Source organism: Modicisalibacter radicis, assembly GCF_900961225.1.
Lineage (GTDB): Bacteria > Pseudomonadota > Gammaproteobacteria > Pseudomonadales > Halomonadaceae > Modicisalibacter.
This window is the reverse complement of record NZ_CAAHFN010000120.1, coordinates 162,252-181,432: the sequence shown is the minus strand read 5'-3', so window position 1 is coordinate 181,432 and position 19,181 is coordinate 162,252. Positions and strand designations below refer to the sequence as shown.

The following is a 19,181-nucleotide window of genomic DNA, read 5'->3' as shown; positions in this document are numbered from 1 at the left end:
GGGCAGGGAAATGTCAGTGGCGCTCATCCGCGGGCGGGATCAGCCCGGTCAGCGTCCATAGCCGCTCGGCCTCTCGATACGCCGCACGGTTCGCGGGGGAGTCCGCGAGCCAGGCATGCAGCGCCTGGCGCCCTGCCTCGTCCAGGTCGCCGTCATGCTGACGCATGAGCCAGCCCAGCGCCGTCTGCCAAGCATCATTATCGTCATCGTTCATTGTCGCCGTCATGCCTCGCCAAGGTTGCGGCCCTGCCCACGGGCTTTACACCATCGTAACAAAACGGCGGCCGGGAATGAGCCGGCAGGAATCAACCGGCCTGCAACGAATCCCGGCAGTGACTGAGCGCATCGCGAATCATGAAGTTGACCAGTGTGGTCGATACCCCCAGCTGCTCGGCCACTTCACGCTGGGTGTGCCCGCCCATGCGATACAGCTCGAAGGCCCGACGCGTGCGATCGGGCAATTCGTCCAGCGCCCGCACGACCCGCTCCATCGCCTGGCGATCGATCTCGATCGACTCAGGCGAGCCGGTCGGCGCGGCCACCGCCGCGCCCTGCTCCTCTGCCCTGAACAGGGTCGACTCGAACTGGCAGCGCCGCTGCCGGTCGATCGCCAGGTTGCGCACCACGCGACAGGCATAGGCCAGCGGTTGGTTGATGGCGAAGGCGGATTGCACCTGTGAAATCTTGAGATAGGCATCCTGCACGACATCGTCTGCCTGATCCTGGCCCAGGATGCTTGCTGCCAGGTAGCAAAGCCGCGGCCTGTGGTTGGCGAAGATATCCTCTATCTCGGCTTTCCATTCATGTGCATCCACTGTTCGGCCTCCTGCCTCGAGGGGATCTAAGTACCGATGGTAACGATAAACGTTATCATTCATAGCGCAAGTGGTGAAAAACAGACGCGCCTGCATCCGCTGCCCCATCGGGGTGATCTGCTTGGCGACCCTGCGCGAATATTCCGGTAATACGGATCAGCTAACGGGTCATGGGCCCTGCCCGCCGAGCCATGGGCCCGATACAGCACACGCGTATGATGGCCGGTGGCGATGGCCGGGATCAGCGCCCGGCTGCTATTCTCTCCAAGGCCCATCCACCGTGAGGACACGACATGGACGTTCGATTCGCGCTAGCCGGCGGACGCCTTCGCCGCCTGACCATGGCCATGCTGCTCGCCCCGCTCGGTGCCGGATTGAGCCAGGCGGCGCACGCCGCCTGGCAGCTCGACCCGGCCCGGTCCCAGGTGACCGCCACCATCGTCGAGGTCACCCCCGACGGGCCGCTGCCGCATACCCACCGGGTCAGCCGCCTGCAGGGCGAACTCAGCGACGCGGGCACCCTGCGCGTGCCGCTGCGTCTCGACCAGACCGATATCGCCGAGCGTCTGGGCCAGATGCCGTCATGGCTCTCCGGCCTGACCGACGCACCGCTGGCCACAGTGACCGCTCACTTCCCCGCGCAGCGTCTCGATGCCCTGGCCATCGGCGAGTCGCTGACCGACACGGTGACGCTGGAGGTGCAGAGCAACGGCGAGCGCCGCCAGGAGCCGTTGCAGGTGCGCTTCACCCGCGAGTCGAGCGATGCCATCCGACTGCGCAATGCCGAGCGGGTCGCCATTGACGGTAGCGCGCTGATGGCCAACCAGAACGCCCGCGGCATCCTGCTGTTGCTCGGCTACGAGGAGATCGGCGACGAGATCCCGGTCGAGCTGGACGCCGCCCTCGTCGATCGTTGAGCGGATGACCGCGGCACCGCCCGCCACCCGCCTGCCCGTCAGTTGCGGGCCCTGGCTGACCGCCTGGCCCTGGGCCGAGACGCTGCCCGGCGCCCGCTGGCTGGCGCTGCGCTACGACAGGGTGGCGTTCACGCCCGAGGCCTGGTCCCACGCCGCAGTGACGCCCCCCGAAGCGTTGCGTAGCGCCGCGCCCAAGCGCCAGCTCGAATTCCTCGCCGGCCGGCTGTGCGCCCGCGAGGCGTTGAACGCGCTGAGCGGCGAGCCCTGTGTCCCGGCGATCGGCGCCGACAGGGCGCCGTGCTGGCCGGCGGGAACGGTCGGCTCGATCACCCACAGCGGCGATCTCGCCGCCGCGCTGGTGGCCGGAACGGAGCGTTGGCGGGGCCTCGGCCAGGACGCCGAGACGCTGCTCGACGAGGCTCGCGCAGCGCGTCTCGGCCCTCAGATCCTCACGCCCGATGAGCGCCACTGGTTCGATACCCTGCCCCGGGAACAGCGCGGCGAGTTCGTCACGCTGGCGTTCTCGCTCAAGGAGAGCCTGTTCAAGGCGCTGTTTCCGCTGGTCGGCGTGCGCTTCTATTTCCAGGACGCCGAACTCACCGACTGGGACGCCGGACGCCTCAGCGCCACGCTGACACTGAGAACGTCCTTGAGCGACGCATGGCCCGCCGGTCGCTCGCTTGCCGGTCACTACGCCCACCTCGCGCCTTATCTGCTCAGCCTGGTCGCCATTCCCGCCTGATTCGGCGCCCCAGCTCGGACCTGCCTCCGCCAATTAGGCCACCAATGATATTTCAGAGCATCGCGCTCCTTGACCATCGCCTTTAATAAAAATAGTTCTTATTAGTATTTGATAAATATTAGCAACGATCCTATGCTGCCGCCGTTGCCACCCCAAGAAACTGGACTCGGCATCCACATATTCCCGTTGCCTGCGCGAAGCGACTGGACGCCCTCTCAGGAGCCCGCGATGATTCATCCACGATTTGCAGCCATCGTCCCGAGTACCATCGCCGGCTGGCACACCGATGCCGCCAACGACCTGCCGGCCAGTTGCCTGTGCAACGCTCTGCTGCGCGAGACCCGGCGCTGGCAGCACCTGCAGAGTCCCGGCGGGCCGGTCATCCGGCTGCCGGTGTCGGCGGGCGTACTCTGGCTGCGCTTGCGCCACATCAGCGCCAGCGGTGAGTGTCGCTTCCTGTGGCCCGCCTATTTCTGTGCCCGCGACGGTGCCGCGCCACGACCGCTGGATTTCGCCACGCTGCTCGAGCGCGTGCTGGAAAGCCCCGCGCTGCTCGCCCCTTGCGTCGCCGGCCGGCGCGAGACGCTGCGTCAATGGATGCTCGAAAGCCATGCCCGGATCCTGGACAGCCTCGCCGAGCGTGACGATCTCGCCCATCTCCAGTTCGGCCCGCTCACCTTTGTCGAGGCCGAGCAGGGCCTGCTGGCCGACCAGGCCTTCCATCCGACATCCGGAACCGGCGTACCGTCCGATGTCGAGCCGCCACGGTGCCAGGGCACCGGGCAGGGCGCCCGGGTGACGCTGGCCTGGTGGGCGGTGGCGCCGCGCGCGCTGGCGTCGGCGTCCAGCCGCCCGCGCGCCGCCGGGGAACTGGCCCGCGCGCTGTTGCCCGAGGCGCTGGCCGGCGACCTGCCCGCCGGGTTCACCCCGCTGCCCATGCACCCCTGGCAGGCCAGGCACCTGCGTCGGCAACCCTGCGTGCGCGCCATGGAGGACGACTGCCGGCTGGTGTGGCTGGGCGAGAGCGAGGCCGAGTGGCACCCCACCTCCTCGCCCCACGTGCTCTACGCCACCGGCGCGCCGTGGATGGTCAAGGGGGCGCTGTCGTCGCGCCGGTCCCCGCATCTGCCCAGCGAGGGGGACGCGGCCCGCGGCCTGCAGTTCGACGCCTGGCTGGGCGAGCTCGACATCGCCCGACGCTTCCCGGGTTTCGCGGTCATGCAGGAGCCCGCCTGGCTGGGCTGGCGCGACGCCTGCGGCGACACCGACCCGGAAAGCCTGGCGGTGCTCCGCGAGAACCCGCTGGTCGATGCCGCGGATAGCGAGATGCCGGTCCTCGCCGCGCTCGTCCAGCAGCCTGTCGACCAGGCCGGCCTCAGCCTGCTCGGCGCACGCCTGGTGGAGATCGCCAGCCATCACGGCGAGACGCTCGCCGCGACCGCCCGGGGCTGGTTTGCCGCCTACTGCGAGCAAGTGCTCACACCGCTGTTCGGCCTGCTGGTGGAGGATGGCGTCGTCCTGCTCGCCGACCGGCTGAGCATCGTCCTGCGCCTCGACGGCGGCTGGCCGGTGGGCATGTACTACCGCGACGGCCGGGGCCGAGGCGTCACCCCGCACTTTCTCGCCCGGCATTTCGAGCGGATCGATGCGCCCCCCGAGTGTCTCTGGGACCGGGAAACCGTGCGCCGCCGTTTCCCCGGCCATCTGCTGGTCGACGCGACCCTTGCGGTGACCGGCGCACTGGCCGCCGATCGCCTTGTCGAGGAGTCCCTGCTGCTCGCCGACCTGCGCGATCACCTCGATGCCCTGCGCCTGCGCCTGAGCGGCGACACCGATTGCCTCGAGCATGTGCTCGGCGCCGCGACCCTCGAGGTCGAGAACAACCTCTTCGGCCGCCTGGAAAGCACCGGCGGAGCCACGCCGGGCGGCCACTACCGCCCGCTCATCAACCCGCTGGTCGCCGACGACGACGCACTCGACCAGCCGTTGCACCTGGGCCTTCATGCGTAACGTGCGTACACGGCGGCGTCCGCCGTGTACGCCGGCGAACATTGATAACAATTCGTATTCGATATACCCTCAGCGACCCGGGGTACTGGCCCGCCCCGGCGGCGGCCACCCGATCGCCGTGCTGCATTGAGCCCCGACCTTCGAACCGGCCGTGGAACCCGAGTGTCATCAGCCCGACTGACCCGTCCCCTTTCATCGCGCGCCGCAGTATTGCTGCTGGTCCTGTTCAGCCTGTCGCTGCTGGCGCGGCCGGCAATCGCCGAGGCTTTGGGCGGCACTCCGCTGGGCGGCATTCCGCTGGGCGGCATTCCGCTGGGCGGCACCCCGCTGGGCGGCACCCCGCTGGGCGGCACCCCGCCACGCCTGGTGACCATCGACTGGACCATCGCCGAAACCCTGCTGGGACTCGGCGTGACGCCGCTGGGCGTCGCCCAGACCGACGCCTACCGCGACTGGGTCGGCGCCCCCGAGCTGCCCGGCCCGGTGGCCGACCTGGGGCTGCGCGCCCAGCCCAATCTCGAACTGCTCGCCGACCTGGCCCCCGAGCGCATCCTGATCTCGCCGATGTTCGCCTCGCTGGAATCGCGCCTGTCGAGGATCGCGCCGGTATCGACGGTAAGTCTCTACAATCGCGAGGGCCCGCTATGGCCCAACCTGCTGGCCGCGACCCGCGAGATCGCCGAACTCGCGGGGCGCCCCCGTGCCGCCGAGCGGCTGATCGACGACACCCAGACGCACATCGACGCGTTGGCCGACACGCTGCCACCGATCGAGCGGCCGCTGCTGATGGTCCAGTTCATGGATGAACGCCACGTGCGCATCTTCGGCGAGCACTCCCTCTACCAGGCGGTGCTCGAGCGGCTGGGGCTCGACAACGCCTGGACCGGCACCACCAACAGCTGGGGTTTCTCGCTGGTCGGCCTGGAAGCGCTGGCGGGCATCGACGCGCGCCTGGTGGTGGTCGAGCCGCTGCCGGTCGGCGTCGAAGCGGCACTGGCCGACAACGGGCTATGGCGCCATCTCGAGCCGGTCCGCAACGACCGGGTCGTGACCCTGCCGCCGGTATGGAGCTTCGGCGGGCTGCTCTCGGCGCAGCGCTTCGCCGAGCAGCTGGCCGACGCGCTGCGTGCGGCCGAGCAGGGTGAAGAGGACGATACGCCATGACCGCGACCACCGCTCACGTCGCACGGCGCCGCTGGCTGACCCCGGGCCGCGCCTGCGCCGCCTTCGCCGTGCTGACTTTGGCGCTGGCGTGGCTGACGGTGGATGCCCAGATGGGCCTGAATGATGCCCTGCAGGGCCTGTTCGCCCCCCGCGAGGCTCGGATCGGCCAATGGGTCGCGCATTACAGCTTCTGGCCGCGGCTGGGAATCGCCCTGCTGGCCGGTGGCGGGCTGGCGCTGGCCGGGGTACTGATGCAGCAGGTGCTGCGCAACCCATTGGCCGCGCCCACTACCCTGGGGGTCGCCAGCGGCGCCAACCTGGCACTGCTGCTGGCGACGCTGTTCGCCCCGGGGCTGCTGGTGCTGGGTCGCGAGTGGGTCGCGCTGGTCGGCGGCGGGCTGGCCATGGGGCTGGTCTTCGCGCTGGCCTGGCGACGCGGCCTGACGCCGATGGTGGTGATACTCGCCGGGCTGGTGGTCAATCTCTACTTCGGCGCGCTGAGCGTGGTACTGCTGCTGTTCAACCAGGAGGCGCTCAAGGGCCTGATGATCTGGGGGGCCGGCTCGCTGGCGCAGAACAACTGGGACGGCGTGGCTTACCTGCTGCCGCGGCTGACGGTCGCCGCCCTGCTGGCACTGGCACTCATCAAGCCATTGACGATTCTCGAGCTCGACGACGCCAACGCACGCAGCCTGGGCGTCTCGCTCAAGCAGATGCGCCTGGTCAGCCTGAGCCTGGCGGTCTTCATCACCGCCTGCGTGGTCAGCGTGGTCGGGGTGGTCGGCTTCATCGGCCTGGCCGCACCGGCCATCGCCCGGCTGCTGGGCGCGCGGCGGCTGGGTGCGAGACTGCTCTGGGCGACGCTGCTCGGGGCGCTGCTGCTGACCGCCACCGATCTGCTGCTGCAGCGCTTCTCCGGCAAGCTGCCGACACTGATTCCCACCGGCGCCACCACCGCGGCGCTGGGCGCGCCGTTGCTGCTGTGGCTGATCCGCCGCCTGCATCTGGGCGGCCAGCACCCCCGGGTCGATGTCGGCGAAACGCCTCGGGCCCGCGGCACCACTGGCTGGCTGGCCGGTGTGCTCGCCGCGGCGCTGGTGCTGGCCACCGGGCTGAGCCTGCTGGTCGGCCAGGGCGCCGATGGCTGGCAGTCGCCGCTGGTCAGCGGCGACTGGTCGACATTGCCATGGCGCTGGCCACGGCTGCTCGCCGCCGGCGCCGCGGGCGTGCTGCTGGCGCTCGCCGGCACGCTGATCCAGCGGGTCACCGGCAATCCCATGGCCAGCCCGGAAGTGCTGGGCATCAGCGGCGGCACGGCGATCGGCCTGGTCATCGCCCTGCTGCTGGTCCCCGGCATCGGCTACCCGGGGCTGATCGGCGTGGGCACACTGTCGGCACTGGTCACGCTGGCCGTTCTGGTCGCGCTCAATCGCCGCAACGGCTTCCAGCCCGAGCAGCTGCTGCTCACCGGGGTGGCGATCACCGCCCTGTTCGACGCCGTGCGCAGCTTCATCCTCGCCGGCGGCGACCCGCGCGGCCAGCAGATCATCGCCTGGATGTCCGGTTCGACCTACTACCTCGACGCCCCCGTGGCGATCATCGTGCTGGGCCTGGCGGTGGTGCTGGCGATCGTCGCCACGCCGTTCGCCCGCTGGCTCGACCTGCTGCCGCTCGGCGCGCCCACCGCCCAGGCGCTGGGCGTCGACGTCGCCCGCGCCCGGCTGTTGCTGCTGGGGTTGGTGGCACTGCTCACCGCCTGCGCCACCCTGGTGGTCGGCCCGCTCTCCTTCGTCGGCCTGCTGGCCCCGCACATGGCGCGACTGATGGGCTTCAAGCGCGCCCGCGATCACCTGCTCGGCGCCACCCTGATCGGCGCGCTGCTGATGGTCCTCGCCGACTGGGTGGGCCGCCAGTTGCTGTTCCCCCAGGAGATCCCCGCCGGACTGGTCGCCACCCTGCTCGGCGGCGCCTACTTCATGTGGGGCCTGCGCCGGCTCTAGTCGCGTGACCGCAAGCCCCCTCTACCCGGTCACGGCAGGCCCCTCAGCGGCCTGGCGGAGCACTGCGCGCGTCATCTCGCTTTCCCTCACGCCATGCATCGCCTGCGTACCTGCCCGGTCATCGGCCCGGGACGTCACGGGCCAGAAATGACGCATGAAACATGCGCTTTTCATCACTAAGGACGCACTCATACAAGCCGATAACCTGTTCGGTCGCTAGATGACCTGACTCATGGATGTCTTCCGGGCGAAGGATTGCCCCTGTCGCAGCATCTTTCTGGCCTTTCTCAGCCAACCGCGACAGTGCCTCTCGCTAGCCACGACCATCGCCGCCGGTTGCGTCTTGCAACGATGCCCGGCGCTCGAGACATTCATTCAGAGCAGGTGACCCCATGCGCGCATCGATCGACTTCAAACTCAGCAGCGAATGGAACGGCGGCGCCGTCTACGAGGTGTTCATCACCAACTCGGGCAGCGATCCTATCGCCGACTATCAGTTCGGTTTCGACCTGCCCGGCACGATCACCGACATCTGGAGCGCTTCGATCGTTTCTCATGCGGGGGATCGCTATGTCGTCGGCGAAAGCGGCAACGACAGCGACATCGCCCCCGGGGAAACCGTTCGCTTCAAGTTCAAGGTGGCCACCGAGGGTAACGAGCAACCCGCCAACTTCACGCTCAACGGCGAGTCACTCGCCACGGGTGACGTCACCACCCCCCCGGCGCCGGGCATCGAGACTCCGGACGCGGACGCGACGCCCGATAGCCCCGTCGCCATGCCGGACGACTATGACTTCGTCGGCAACAGCGTCAGCGTCGACAGCGGTATCAGCGCCCAGGCGCTGCAGACATTGATCGACGGCGCCCCCGAAGGCGCGATCATTCACCTGGCGGCCGGCGACTACCGCTTCGACGACTCGATCGCCATCGAACGCTCCGACATCGCGCTGGTCGGCGCCGGTTCCGGCGAGACACGCATCACCTTCACCGACGAAGCACTGGCCAACGACAGCGACACTGGCTTTCTGGTGGAGAGCGCCGCGACCCATTATGCCGGCAAGCTGCAGGCCGACGTCGCCGAGGGCAGCGATACGCTGACCCTGGCCGACGGGCATGGCCTCGCGGTGGGCGACACCGTGCGCATCTGGCAGGACAACGACCAGGCCTACTTCGATGCGATCGGCGACAGCTCCTGGCAGAAGAGCAATGCCCCGCTGCGCACCAGCATGGCCAAGATCGTTGCCGTCGATGGCGATACGGTCACCCTGGACCGCGGTGCGCATTTCGACTTCGCGGGCGGCGAAGCCAAGATAGAGCAGTTCGATGCACTGGAGAACGTGACCCTGTCGGGCTTCAGCGTCGGTTACGAACTCGGCGAACCGGATCCCGGCAAGTTCTCCAATACGTTGTCGCAGTTCAAGGACTACCAGGCGATCAAGCTCAATGGCACCGTGGGCAGCGAGCTCAGCGACATCCAGGTCATCAACGGCCCGGGGACCGCGTTCGAGTTCGCCCTGGCGCTGGACCTGCACGCCGATTCGCTGGCCGCCCACGGCAGTTTCAACAAGGGCAGCGGCGGCATCGGCTACGCCTATGAACTGCGCGAAAGCTACGACGGCGTGCTGACCAATCTGGAAGACTCCGGCATGCGCCATAGCGTGCTGTTCGCTTCCTGGCGCTCCTCGGTGGGCAACGAGATCGAGATCACCGCCACCGACCGCGACATCAACTTCCACGGTGGCCAGGACCACGGCAACACCGTGCACGTCGGCCAGTCGATCCGCACCGCCGGGAACGACGGCATGTCCACCTCGCTATGGGTCAATCAGGGGGGCGAAAGCTTCGGTGCGATCACCGACATGACAACCAACCAGGTCACCTTCGACTACCTGGTCGGCTCGCGGCGCGACGACGTCATCCAGGGCAGCGACGACGGCGTCTACCTGGATGGCGGGCTGGGCCACGACCGCCTGACCGGCGGTGCCGGCGACGACATCCTGCGTGGCGGCGACGGCTGGGGCAATGACATTCTCGATGGCGGCGCGGGCTTCGATACCGCGCTGTTCGACCATGCCTTCGGCGACTACGAGATCCGTCATGACGACGACGGCAGCTGGTCATTCGACGGCCCCGGCGACGACGATACCCTGATCGACATCGAGCAGGCACGCTTCGCCGACGGCATCACCCTCGACCTGCGCAGCGGCCACGTCAGTCAGGGCGAGGCCGTGACGATTCCCAGCGTCGAGGAGATCCTGGCCAACGACTCCCCGGCCCAGGAGCCGCAGCCCAGCACGCCCCCGGTCGACGAGGCCCCCTCCGTCATACCGACGCCGGAAACCCCGGAAGCGATTGAACCGAGCGAACCGCAGGCACCGGACGAGTCCCCGTCGCCGACCTTCTCGCTGGAACTGGAAACCGCCAACCGCTGGTCGAGCGGTTACGTGATGCGGGTCACCATCACCAACACATCCGAGACGGCGATCGATAACCCCGAGATCGCCTTCGACCTGGATGCCGACCTGACCACGCTCTACAACGCCTCGCTGCTGACCGCCGAGGAGGGTCGCTATACCGTCGCCTATACCGGCGCCCATGAAACGCTGGACCCCGGCGACACCCTTAGCTTCTCGTTCAAGGCCTACGCGCCCGAAACGATCCTGCCCGAGGCCCTGACCCTGAACGGACACGCCCTGGACGTGGATCGCTCCGCGTTGCAGGCCGGCAGCGCACCCTCGGCGGATGCACTGACCACGGTTACCAGCAACTTCATGAGCACCTGGGACTCCGGCTACGTGGCCGAAGTCTTCGTCACCAATACCTCCGAGGCGCTGATCGAGGACGTGGCGCTGGCCTTCGACCTGCCCAGCGGGCTGGACACGCTGTGGAACGGGCAAGTACTCGAAAGCGACGGTCAAGGGCATTATCGGGTCAGCGACGACGAGCCGGTCAGCCTGAAGCCTGGCGAGGCATGGCGCTTTTCCTACAAGAGCTACGATGCCGACCGGACATTGCTGGACAATGTGCGTGTCGAGGGTCGGGTCGACGCCGGCGACGGAATGGCGCCCGAAGACATGACCCTGGCCGGCGGTGCCGACGACGACCTGCTGTTCGCTTTCGACGGCGACGACAGTCTCTCGGGCGGGGACGGCGCCGACCGGCTGATCGGTGGCGAAGGCCAGGACACGCTTGAGGGCGGCGACGGCGCCGACAGCTTCGTGTTCCGCTCGACCTTCGAGTCCGGCCCGCACGATGCCGACCGGGTCATCGACTTCGATCTTGCCGAAGGCGACGTCATCGACCTGTCGGCGATCGACGCCAACCTGGCGCTCGACGGCGACCAGGCCTTCGCCTGGCGCGGCGACCTGGGCTTCACCGGCGCGGGTGGCGAACTGCGTCTGGAAGGCGAGACCCTGCAGGCCGACGTCAACGGCGACGGCATCACCGACATGGCGATCGAGCTGGTGGGCGGCAACGTCAACGGCGCCGAGGGACTGATGCTGTAACCGACGGGATCGTTCGGCGACGGTTGAAATCGCGTGTTTAGGTCTTATCTTGAGAAGTAGGCGTGAGGTAACGAAATGCCAGGCGGTGTAAGGAAAGTAACCGTCTCTTTTCCCACGGTCAGCAGCGATCGTGCATCACGCTTCCGATGTCTCAGCGATGTGCTGAAAGGACGAGATGTCCGGACACTCAAAAGGGAATTTGTACAAGGAGTCAGACCATGGCAACGCGCAAACCGCTCAACAAGGCCATTCTCGCGACCCTGACCGCCGGGGCGCTGAGCTTCGGCGGACTGGCCTGGAGTGCGCCTCAGGGGCTGTATTCCGCAGACGAGCTGACCGACGCCGACGTCTTCAGCAAGAGCAACCCCTCCGAGGACATCGGCGATGTCGAGGACGTGCTGCTCGACGAGAACATGAAGGTCAGCGGCCTGGTGATCGACACCGGCAACCTGCTCGACATGGGCAGCAAGCAGTATGTCATCAGAACCGGGGATTTCAGCGTCGAGACCCAGAACGGCAATGATCTGGAGAACATCGAGTACCGGGTGCACGTCGATCTGACCGAAGAGGAGATCACCCAGCAGCCCGAGTACACCAACGACTGGTGGGCGCAGACCAAGCAAGCCACCAGCCAGGCTTGGCAGAACACCAAGCAAACCGCACAGAGCGCCTGGGAGAGCACCAAGGCGGCTACATCCAACGCCCTGACGGAGGCCGGCGACGCCCTTAGCGAGGCCGGCAACAAGACCGAGCAGGCTGCCGAAGAGGCCAGCAACGAAACCCAGGAAGGCGTGAATCAGAACAACTGATCGCATGCCGTAAAACGTCAAAAAGCCCGGTCGATGACCGGGCTTTTTCATGGCTCCCAGCTGGCATCGTTTGCCCGACTGGCTTACCAGCGATACTTGAGACTGCCGATCACGCTGCGCGACTCGCCGTAGTAGCACCAGAAATCACAACTGGCCACATACTCTTCGTCGGTAAGGTTGTTGACGTTGACCTGAGCGGTCCAGTGGCGGTCGAAATCATAGCTGGCCATGGCGTCGCCCACGGTGTAGTCAGGCACGGTGATGCTGCCATCGACCGATTCACCCACATGGCGGATCCCGGCACCGACCTTCAGACCATTCAGGGCGGTCCCCTCGAAATCGTAGTCCAGCCACGCGGACGCCATGTGCCGAGGGATCAGCGCCGCGCGATCGTCGTTCTTGTCGCGCGCATCCGTGTAGGTATACGCCGCCGTCAGTTGAAGTGCCTCGGTAAGATAGCTCACCCCTTCGATTTCGAAGCCGGTAGCCGTCTTCTCGCCTTCCTGAGTCTGATAGCCACCAGCCGTCGTCGCGAAGGAGTTCGACTCCTCGATATCGAAAACCGCCGCCGTCACGTAGCCATCCCAGCTCGCGGGCGCGTACTTGACCCCCAGCTCCCACTGCTCCCCTTCAATCTCATCGAAGCCGGCGCCGGTCGTGCTGAGTTGCGCGACCGGCTGGAAGGACTCCGTGTAGCTGAGATAGGGATTCAGCCCGTTGTCGCCAAGATACATGACGCCGCCGGACCACGAGACCGCGGCTTGGGTTTCATCCACGACGACATCGTAACGCTCGGATTCGCTCGTGACATCGGCGTTGTCGTAGCGAACGGCCCCCAGCAATACCCAGTGATCATCGATGCGCAACTGGTCCTGCACATAGAGACCTAGTTGCTCCTTGTCGATCCGACGGCGCGTCAGCTGATCGTCAGGCACCGGGACGATACCCCCCTGGGGATCGAAGATATCGACGGTATCGTAGGTAAAGTTGTCGAATTCCCGACCATCCAAACTCATGTCCTGGTAATCCACCCCGACCAGCAGGGTGTTTTCCGTGCGGTCGGTATACCACTTACCGACCATCCGGTTATCGATGGTGAAGCTATCGATATCGCCGTCACGCTGCAGGTGGCCGCGATAAGCCGTGCGGCCATCGCCGGTGGCAAAGTCCATGTAGGTACTGCGCAGATCCAGGTCGAGCTGGCTGTAACGGAAATCCTGCTCGAATTTCCAGGTGTCATCGAGCTGATGCTTGAATTCATAGCCGATGGCCGTCTGGGTATGTTCGTCCTTGTCGTAGTCGGGCGCACCGTAATTGGTCTGAGGATCCACCTTGCCGAACGGCGTATCCTGTACCGTGCCATAAGCCAGCTTGAACGGATTGGCAGGAATGCCGTCGTCCTTCTGATAGCTGGCCAGCACCGTCAGTTGCGTATCGTCGGAGATATCCCACTCGAGGCTCGGCGCGAAGTAGACACGCTCGTTCTCGGTGCCGTTCAGATCGCCGTCGCGCTCCTTGTACAGCCCCACGAAACGGTAGCGCACATCGCCGCTCTCGGTGACCGGCCCCGAGGTGTCGATCCCGAACTGGCGATGATTGCGGTTGCCGGCCTGGATCTCGACTTCGCCCCGCTTCTCGGCGGTGGGGCGCTTGCTCACGGCATTGATCAGGCCGCCGGACGGTGCCTCGCCATAGAGTATGGAGGCCGGCCCCTTGAAGACTTCCACACGCTCCAGACCATAGGGCTCGGGCAACCACTGGTAGTAGCCGGTGCGATAGATACGCAGACCGTCAAGATAGGTTGCCTGGTCGAAGCCACGCACCTTGAACCAGTCGGTATTGTTGTCGGCGCCGTAATGGCCGGACAGTACGCCCGAGCGATAGCGGAAGGTCTCGTCGAGACTCTGGACGTTGCGCTCTTCCAGCTCCTCGCGCTGGACGGTCGACACCGCTCGCGGCGTTTCGACCAGCGGCGTCGCGACTTTCAGCGCCGTGGCCGTGACCACCATGGTGTCGCCGTCTTCGGTGGCGGTGGACGAATCCTGGGCCAGCGCAGTCAGCGGCAGCGCCAGCGCCAGCAAGGCGCCGGACAGCGACAGGCCCAGCGCACGGCGAACCGCCAGCGACAGACGCGCGTCCGGCGCGGCGGGGGATGGGATATGGGACATGGGAGCCTCGAATGATCGTGGTGGGCTGTTCTGGTTGTTAACGCGCATGATAGATATTTTTATTTATCGCCACAACGGAACCTAACCCATCGACGGCTGTCTGTCGCGCCCGGCTCATCTGCCGATGCGCGATACCGCGTCGCGGCTGGCACTGGCACGCTGTTCGCCGGTCAGCTCGCTCAACCGGCCATCGCGCATCTCCAGCAGGCGGTCGGCATGCTCGAAATAGCTGTCGTCGTGACTGATCGCGAACACCGTCAGGCCCTGCTCGCGCATCGCCGGCAGCAGCTCGCGATAGAACACCCGGCGGAAGACCGGATCCTGATCGGCGGCCCACTCGTCGAGCAGCAGGATGTCGCGCTGTTCGCAGATCGCCACCAGCAGCGCCAGGCGCTTGCGCTGGCCCTGGGAGAGCTGCCGCGAGGTCACCCGCTGGTCGACGAACTGCAGCTTCTCGCGCATGTTCAGACGTTCCAGCCAGGCCTCGACCAGCGCCGGGTCGGCGCCACCGCCATGCGGCCCCATCAACTGGTCGAACAGATGGAAGTCGGTGAACACGCTGGCGAAACGCTGGCGATAGGCCTCCCATTGCGCGCCGTCGATGAGCTGGCCGTCGACCCGGATCTCGCCCGACTGCGGGTGATAGAGCCCGGTCAGCAGGCGGGCCAGGGTCGACTTGCCGCTGCCGTTGCCGCCGATCAGGAATATCTGCTCGCCGCGATGCAGGGTGAAGTCGAGCGGGCCCACGGCGAAGCCCGGCTTGTCGCCGAGCGGCGCATAACGAAAGCTCACGCCGTGAAATTCGATGCGCTGCCAATCGGCCGGCGCGTCTTCAATGCCGAAGCCTTCGCGATCCTCGGCGAGCTGCAGCGCTGCAAGCTTGTTGAACGCGACCTGGGCGCTGAGCAGCGTCGGCAGCGCCCCCACCGCGCCGATCAGCGGGGTCCGCAGGAACAGCAGTGCCAAGGCGTAGGTCGCCGCCACCGGGGTATTGGCCCAGCCCAGGCCATTGGCCAGGTAGAAGGCCACGCCGATGGCGCCGAGCATCATGATGTTGGCCCAGTTGTTGGCGCTCAGGTGAAAGGTGTCGGCGCGGATGACGTGGTGGCGATAGACGCGGGAATCGACGTCGAAGTTCTCGCGGTACAGATGCCGGGCACGGTAGCGATTGAGCGAAAGCTCCTTGCGGCCGTCGATCACCGCCTCGTAATCCTGGTAGAGCCGATCCTCGGACTCGCGGACCAGGTGCAGGTGATGATAGACCCGCGACACCAGCCACCAGCCGATCAGCATGGTCAGCGCGATCCACAGCGCGGTGACCGCCAGCATCGGCGGCGACAGGTAGCCGAGATAGACGGCCGTGACGAGGGTCAGCACCACGCCCTGGACCAGCTCGGGTAGCCGCACGAAGGCGATGGTGACGTTGCGCACGTCGCTCGACAGGCTGGCCAGCAGGTGCGCGCTGCCCAGTTGTTCGAGGCGTTCGATGGGGGTGTCGAGGATGCGCTTGATCAGCCGTCCGCGCAGGTGATAGACGAACCAGTGACCCAGCGTGGTCAGCGCCAGCTGCGCGCCCAGCGATACCGCCAGCAGCAGTACCAGCAGGCCGATGAAGCCCGGCAGGGCGGTCAGGGCGCTGTCGGTATCGGCGATCATCCGCTGGTTGATGAACGCGATCGCCCCGACACCCAGCCCGGCACTCGCCAGACTCAACAGCATCACGCCGATGAATGGCCAGCGGTAATCGCGAAAGACGACACGCAGCAATTCCATGCAAGACCCCGAACGAAGCAATGAGGCGCACACCTTTGGGTAAAAGCGCGGCGCCGTCAATGCAGCGTTCGCGTTTTGCCCGGGAGCATCAAGCGAAAGCAGGATGTATCGAATGGCGACCGGCCTGAGCCATCGCAGGCGGCGCCTGGCCGCCAGAATCGGTTCACCACGTCATCTAAGCCGCTTCCAACAGAGGCCGACGGCGCGTTATTTCCCTATGCTTGTGGCATTCAATCGTCCCAGTCGGGCGCGAAGTCAGGATCGGCGATGCGCAGGTTGCAGTCTAGCTCGTCGATGCGGGCCCGTTCCGTGGGACTGAGCGTCAGCTCGCAGGCGGCAAGATTGGACCGCTGATGTGCGGGCTTGGTCGAGGACGGTATGACCACGATATCGCGTGCTATCACCCAGGCCAGAGCAACCTGAGCCGGACTCACCCCCTTGTCACTGGCGATCGCTTGCAAAACGGGGTCAGACATAACCTTACCCACTGCCAGGGGCATGTATCCAGTTATCTGCACGCCGTGCCCCTGACAGAAATCGACGATGCGACGATTCGCCAAATAGGGGTGCACTTCGACCTGGTTGGTAATGATCGCCTCTCCGCCGGAGAGTGACAGCACCTCTTTCATCTGCGCCAGTGTAAAGTTGGAAACGCCGATATGGCGCGTCAATCCTCGCTGACGTGCCTCTGCCAATGCTTCAATGGACTCCGCCATCGGCACTTCGCCTCCCGGCGAGGGCCAATGGATCAACGCCAGATCGATCCAGCCGGTCCCGAGCCGTTCCAGACTGGTTTCAAGACTAGCCAGCAGCGCCTCCCGCCCCAACCACTCGTGATGAATCTTGGTGGTCACGAAGACCTCGTCCCGGGGGACGCCACCTTGGGCGATCGCGCGTCCCACTGCCGCTTCGTTACCATAATCCTGGGCTGTATCGATATGGCGATAACCAACGCCGAGCCCCGAGGTCACGGCGTCGATGACCTCGTTACCCTGCAGCCGAAACGTACCTAGACCAATTCCGGGAATCAGTGACATGAAAGCCTCTCCATGGTTATTTATGACGTTTGACCGACTCACTCAGCGGGCGAAGTACTGACTATAGATCGCCTCGTAACGACCATTCTTCTCCAATGCCTCGAGCGCTTCATCGAATGTATCGGCCAGGTCGACATCCCGCTTGCGAAATGCGATACCCGCACCTTTGCCGAAGTAGCGTTCCGGACCGTCGATCCGCTCACCCAGCGTCTGGTACGTGCCTTTCTCGAGCAGTGGCAGGGCCAGCGGATAGTCCACCAGCGCGAGATCGGCTCGCTGCGTCGACAAATCGATGAAGATGTCCTCTGCCGATGAAAAGCGTTTGATATCTGTCACCTCGGCGTAATGGTCGGTGACGTAATCGTCTTGGATACTGCCACGCTGAACGCCGACCGACTTGCCTTCGAGAAAGGCGCGGTCGACCTTCATCCCCCCACCATCGCCCGGCACCAGATCGCTATCGGCGGGCACCAGCCATACGGTGGGCAGCTTGAGATAAGGCTTCGAGAAGAGCACTTTCTTGCGACGCGCATCGGTAATCGACAGCGACGACATGATGGCATCGTATTTCCGCGCCAATAGTCCTGGAATGATGCCATCCCACGCTTGCACGACCCATTCGCACTCGAGCCCGGCCTGCTGGCAAAGGGCGTCGCCCAATTCGATGTCGAATCCCGTCAGCTCACCGGCGTCGTTGCGATATTCCAAAGGCGGATAGGGTACGTCCACGGCAATCTTGATCACCGTATCGGCATTGGTCGGCGTCATGACCATGGCGGCCATTACGCCCAGCAGCCAGTTTCCGGTTTTCGCTTTCATATTTTTCTCCTTGTTTTGGTTGTTATTGCGTAGATGAATAGCACCTGGCAATGCGCTCAGAGGCCCTCCATAGGTTTGGGGCGGGAACCATCGCTGTAACGCGAAAGACGATAGGGACTTGGGTCAACGATCGGGGCGTCGCCGGTCACTAGATCGGCCATCAATTCGCCGACCCCGGGGCCGAACCCAAAACCGTGACCGGAGAAACCGGTCGCCACGTAGAGCCCCGGCTGGTCATCGACTGCCGATATGACCGGAACGGCATCGGGCGTGACATCGATGATGCCAGCCCACTCCTGAAGTACACGGGCCGAGGCGAAGGCGGGGAATTCAGCGACCAGGGCGTCGAGGGCACGCGCGTTGATCTTTCTGGGCGGTAGCGGATCGAGCACTCGCGTCTTCTCGAAGGGAGTCGTCTCGGACAGCGACCAACGCCGTGGGCGCCGCAGCTCCTCGAAGAAGCGTGAGCCGAAGCGGATCTTGAGGGCCGGCCACTCCTGGCGAAGCGCCGGTAGAAAATCGAAGAACAACCGAAAGGTATCCGGCGTGATATCCGCCATGGTCTCGAAGCCACTGGCAACGGTGTAGCCGCCGTCGAGTCGCTTGCGAAACGCGTAGCCGTCGGTCGCGGCCGAGCACAAGGGTGCCTCCGTTACGGGGCTGGTGCGCAGCGCTGTCGATCGCACCGTCAGTTGCGGCAAAGCCACGCCGAGATTGCCGCAAAACAGCCGTGACCAGGCGCCACCCGCCACCACCACCGATGAACACCGGATGGAGCCTCGTTCGGTAACGACGCCACTGATCCTGCCGCCCATGCGCTCCACGCCGCGCACCGCACACTCGGCGTAGACGTGTCCGCCCAGCCGTTGTACCGCCCGGGCGATGGCCGGCGCCGCCTTCTGCGGCTCGGCGCGGCCATCGCTGGGTGTATACAAGGCGCCCTTGAAAGAACGGCTAGCCCCCGGCAATAGCTTGGCGGTCTCCTCGGCATTCAGCATACGGGTATCGACGCCGTATTGCCGGGCGATTTCGAGCCAGGATTCATGGGAGGCGACCTGCTTATCGTCTTCGCAGGCATAGGCGATACCCGAGGTACAGAACCCCGTTTCGCCTTCGACCAGGCGGTCGATGTCACGCCAGCGCCGGAGGCTCTCGATGCTCAGAGGGATCTCACGTTCGTCGCGGCCCATGGTGCGACACCACCCCCAATTGCGGCTCGATTGCTCGCCTGCGACGACCCCCTTCTCGCAAAGCACCACCGAGACACCACGCTGCGCAAGTGACAGCGCTGTGCAGGTACCGGCTATACCTCCGCCGATCACGACGACATCCGCCTGTTCACACCACTGTTCGCTGCTGTCGACCGCATCCACACGAGGACCCATAACGACTTCTCTTTTTCGTCGATGAAATAAATGTGA

The 19,181-nt window shown here is 65.6% G+C and carries 14 protein-coding genes; 7 read left to right on the top strand and 7 right to left on the bottom strand.

The window, feature by feature from the left end; genetic code table 11:
• Window positions 1-13: 13 nt before the first annotated feature.
• Together HR9077_RS19960 and HR9077_RS19955 are read right to left on the bottom strand one after the other, a co-directional pair.
• Window positions 14-214, bottom strand: coding sequence for a FecR/PupR family sigma factor regulator (locus HR9077_RS19960; protein WP_136069052.1), 201 nt, complete (start codon window positions 212-214; stop codon window positions 14-16).
• Between the two features lie 91 nt (window positions 215-305).
• Window positions 306-815, bottom strand: a complete 510-nt coding sequence (locus HR9077_RS19955) for an RNA polymerase factor sigma-70 (RefSeq protein ID WP_210725983.1) — start codon at window positions 813-815, stop codon at window positions 306-308.
• A gap of 293 nt (window positions 816-1,108) precedes the next feature.
• Between HR9077_RS19955 and HR9077_RS19950 the strand changes: the two genes are divergently transcribed.
• The 7 genes from HR9077_RS19950 (at window position 1,109) to HR9077_RS19920 (ending at window position 11,963) form a co-directional block, all read left to right on the top strand.
• Window positions 1,109-1,732 carry a hypothetical protein gene (locus tag HR9077_RS19950; RefSeq protein WP_244613381.1) on the top strand — a complete coding sequence of 208 codons (624 nt, stop codon included), beginning with the start codon at window positions 1,109-1,111 and terminating at the stop codon, window positions 1,730-1,732.
• Between the two features lie 4 nt (window positions 1,733-1,736).
• The gene (locus tag HR9077_RS19945) at window positions 1,737-2,474 is read left to right on the top strand and encodes a 4'-phosphopantetheinyl transferase family protein (RefSeq protein WP_136069050.1); all 738 of its coding nucleotides are present in this window, start codon (window positions 1,737-1,739) and stop codon (window positions 2,472-2,474) included.
• 228 nt (window positions 2,475-2,702) lie between these two features.
• On the top strand, window positions 2,703-4,484 hold the full coding sequence (locus tag HR9077_RS19940) for an IucA/IucC family protein (RefSeq protein ID WP_168381003.1): 1,782 nt from the start codon (window positions 2,703-2,705) through the stop codon (window positions 4,482-4,484).
• A gap of 162 nt (window positions 4,485-4,646) precedes the next feature.
• Window positions 4,647-5,648, top strand: a complete 1,002-nt coding sequence (locus tag HR9077_RS19935; protein WP_244613380.1) for an ABC transporter substrate-binding protein — start codon at window positions 4,647-4,649, stop codon at window positions 5,646-5,648.
• Window positions 5,645-7,648 (top strand): Fe(3+)-hydroxamate ABC transporter permease FhuB, encoded by a 2,004-nt coding sequence (gene fhuB / locus HR9077_RS19930; RefSeq protein WP_136069048.1) that lies wholly within the window; start codon window positions 5,645-5,647, stop codon window positions 7,646-7,648. Before HR9077_RS19935 ends, fhuB begins: the two co-directional genes overlap by 4 nt.
• Window positions 7,649-8,040: 392 nt before the next feature.
• Complete coding sequence (locus HR9077_RS19925) at window positions 8,041-11,154, top strand: cellulose binding domain-containing protein (protein WP_136069047.1); 3,114 nt, start codon at window positions 8,041-8,043, stop codon at window positions 11,152-11,154.
• Between the two features lie 218 nt (window positions 11,155-11,372).
• Complete coding sequence (locus HR9077_RS19920; protein ID WP_136069046.1) at window positions 11,373-11,963, top strand: PRC-barrel domain-containing protein; 591 nt, start codon at window positions 11,373-11,375, stop codon at window positions 11,961-11,963.
• Between the two features lie 83 nt (window positions 11,964-12,046).
• Here the strand turns inward: HR9077_RS19920 and HR9077_RS19915 are convergent, their stop codons facing one another.
• From HR9077_RS19915 to HR9077_RS19895, 5 genes are all read right to left on the bottom strand, one after another.
• On the bottom strand, window positions 12,047-14,131 hold the full coding sequence (locus HR9077_RS19915; RefSeq protein WP_136069045.1) for a TonB-dependent siderophore receptor: 2,085 nt from the start codon (window positions 14,129-14,131) through the stop codon (window positions 12,047-12,049).
• 114 nt (window positions 14,132-14,245) lie between these two features.
• Window positions 14,246-15,904 (bottom strand): multidrug ABC transporter permease/ATP-binding protein, encoded by a 1,659-nt coding sequence (locus tag HR9077_RS19910; protein WP_136069044.1) that lies wholly within the window; start codon window positions 15,902-15,904, stop codon window positions 14,246-14,248.
• Between the two features lie 230 nt (window positions 15,905-16,134).
• On the bottom strand, window positions 16,135-16,941 hold the full coding sequence (gene dkgB, locus HR9077_RS19905; RefSeq protein ID WP_136069043.1) for a 2,5-didehydrogluconate reductase DkgB: 807 nt from the start codon (window positions 16,939-16,941) through the stop codon (window positions 16,135-16,137).
• Window positions 16,942-16,983: 42 nt separating this feature from the next.
• Window positions 16,984-17,760: a transporter substrate-binding domain-containing protein gene (locus tag HR9077_RS19900; protein ID WP_136069042.1), complete on the bottom strand. Its 777-nt coding sequence runs from the start codon at window positions 17,758-17,760 to the stop codon at window positions 16,984-16,986.
• A 56-nt stretch (window positions 17,761-17,816) separates the two neighbouring features.
• A complete protein-coding gene (locus HR9077_RS19895; RefSeq protein ID WP_136069041.1) occupies window positions 17,817-19,145 on the bottom strand; it encodes an NAD(P)/FAD-dependent oxidoreductase in 1,329 nt (442 codons plus the stop codon).
• Window positions 19,146-19,181 lie beyond the last annotated feature (36 nt).

What these genes read in the sequence shown, in the direction of transcription:
- HR9077_RS19915 (WP_136069045.1), bottom strand. Translation starts at nt 14,131, where the DNA reads ATGTCCCATATCCCATCCCCCGCCGCGCCGGACGCGCGTCTGTCGCTG.
- HR9077_RS19925 (WP_136069047.1), top strand. Translation starts at nt 8,041, where the DNA reads ATGCGCGCATCGATCGACTTCAAACTCAGCAGCGAATGGAACGGCGGC.
- HR9077_RS19960 (WP_136069052.1), bottom strand. Translation starts at nt 214, where the DNA reads ATGAACGATGACGATAATGATGCTTGGCAGACGGCGCTGGGCTGGCTC.
- HR9077_RS19900 (WP_136069042.1), bottom strand. Translation starts at nt 17,760, where the DNA reads ATGAAAGCGAAAACCGGAAACTGGCTGCTGGGCGTAATGGCCGCCATG.
- HR9077_RS19945 (WP_136069050.1), top strand. Translation starts at nt 1,737, where the DNA reads ATGACCGCGGCACCGCCCGCCACCCGCCTGCCCGTCAGTTGCGGGCCC.
- fhuB (WP_136069048.1), top strand. Translation starts at nt 5,645, where the DNA reads ATGACCGCGACCACCGCTCACGTCGCACGGCGCCGCTGGCTGACCCCG.
- HR9077_RS19910 (WP_136069044.1), bottom strand. Translation starts at nt 15,904, where the DNA reads ATGGAATTGCTGCGTGTCGTCTTTCGCGATTACCGCTGGCCATTCATC.
- dkgB (WP_136069043.1), bottom strand. Translation starts at nt 16,941, where the DNA reads ATGTCACTGATTCCCGGAATTGGTCTAGGTACGTTTCGGCTGCAGGGT.
- HR9077_RS19950 (WP_244613381.1), top strand. Translation starts at nt 1,109, where the DNA reads ATGGACGTTCGATTCGCGCTAGCCGGCGGACGCCTTCGCCGCCTGACC.
- HR9077_RS19940 (WP_168381003.1), top strand. Translation starts at nt 2,703, where the DNA reads ATGATTCATCCACGATTTGCAGCCATCGTCCCGAGTACCATCGCCGGC.
- HR9077_RS19920 (WP_136069046.1), top strand. Translation starts at nt 11,373, where the DNA reads ATGGCAACGCGCAAACCGCTCAACAAGGCCATTCTCGCGACCCTGACC.
- HR9077_RS19895 (WP_136069041.1), bottom strand. Translation starts at nt 19,145, where the DNA reads ATGGGTCCTCGTGTGGATGCGGTCGACAGCAGCGAACAGTGGTGTGAA.